Origin of the sequence: Microvirga roseola (assembly GCF_020866965.1) — a bacterium.
Lineage (GTDB): Bacteria > Pseudomonadota > Alphaproteobacteria > Rhizobiales > Beijerinckiaceae > Microvirga > Microvirga roseola.
Genome location: NZ_JAJATX010000171.1, coordinates 1 through 892, shown reverse-complemented (window position 1 = coordinate 892; position 892 = coordinate 1). Strand labels below are relative to the sequence as shown.

Annotated in this window: 1 protein-coding gene; it reads left to right on the top strand. The window is 64.7% G+C overall.

Translation table 11 applies throughout. The annotated features are described in order from the left end of the window. A partial coding sequence (locus LG661_RS24710; protein WP_230534643.1) for an IS481 family transposase occupies positions 1 to 882 on the top strand: 882 nt, incomplete at its 5' end. Positions 883 to 892: the final 10 nt, after the last annotated feature.

Genomic DNA, 892 nt, shown 5'->3' with positions numbered 1-892 from the left:
ATGATCCGCCGCATCCTCGAAGATGGCCAGCCTGTTCGCGAGGTGGCCCGAGGCTTTGGCATCAGCGAGCGCACCGCCTGCAAGTGGCTGGCCCGCTTCAGGGCCGAAGGGCCAAGCGGGTTGGACAACCGCTCGTCCTGCCCGAGAAGCGTTGCAAACCGCACGGCCGAGTACTGGGTCGGCGTGATCGAGACGCTGCGGCGAGAGTACCGGCTCACGGCAGACGAGATCGCCGGCAAGCTGAACCTCGCCCGCTCCACAGTGGCGGCCTGGCTCACCCGGCGTGGACTGGGGCGGTTAGCGGCCCTTGAGCCGAAGGAGCCGCCCCGCCGCTATCAGCGTGAGCGCCCGGGGGAGCTGATCCACCTGGATATCAAGAAACTGGCTCGCTTTGAGCGTGTGGGCCATCGCATCACCGGTGACCGGCGCAACGCAAGCACAGGAGCAGGCTACGACTGCTTCCATGTGGCCATCGATGACGCCACCCGGTTGGCCTATGTCGAGGTGCTGCCGGATGAGACCCGCCGCTCGACGACGGCTTTCCTGGTGCGGGCGCTGCGCTGGTTCAGGGAGCGAGGCATTCGGGTTGAGCGGGTGATGACGGACAATGGGTCCGGGTACGTTGCGCGGCTGTTCCGAAAAGCACTGCGACTGCTCGGGATCCGGCATATCCGCACCCGTCCTTACACGCCCAAGACCAATGGGAAAGCCGAACGCTTCATCCAGACGCTTCTGCGGGAATGGGCCTATGCGATCCCGTTCAGCTCGTCAGATACTCGGGTCACCGATCTGCCGCGCTGGCTGACCTGGTATAATCAGCAGCGCCCGCATGCTAGTTTGAACCGACGAACACCGGCCCAGGCTCTCGCCGGAACAACCTGATCAGAACTCA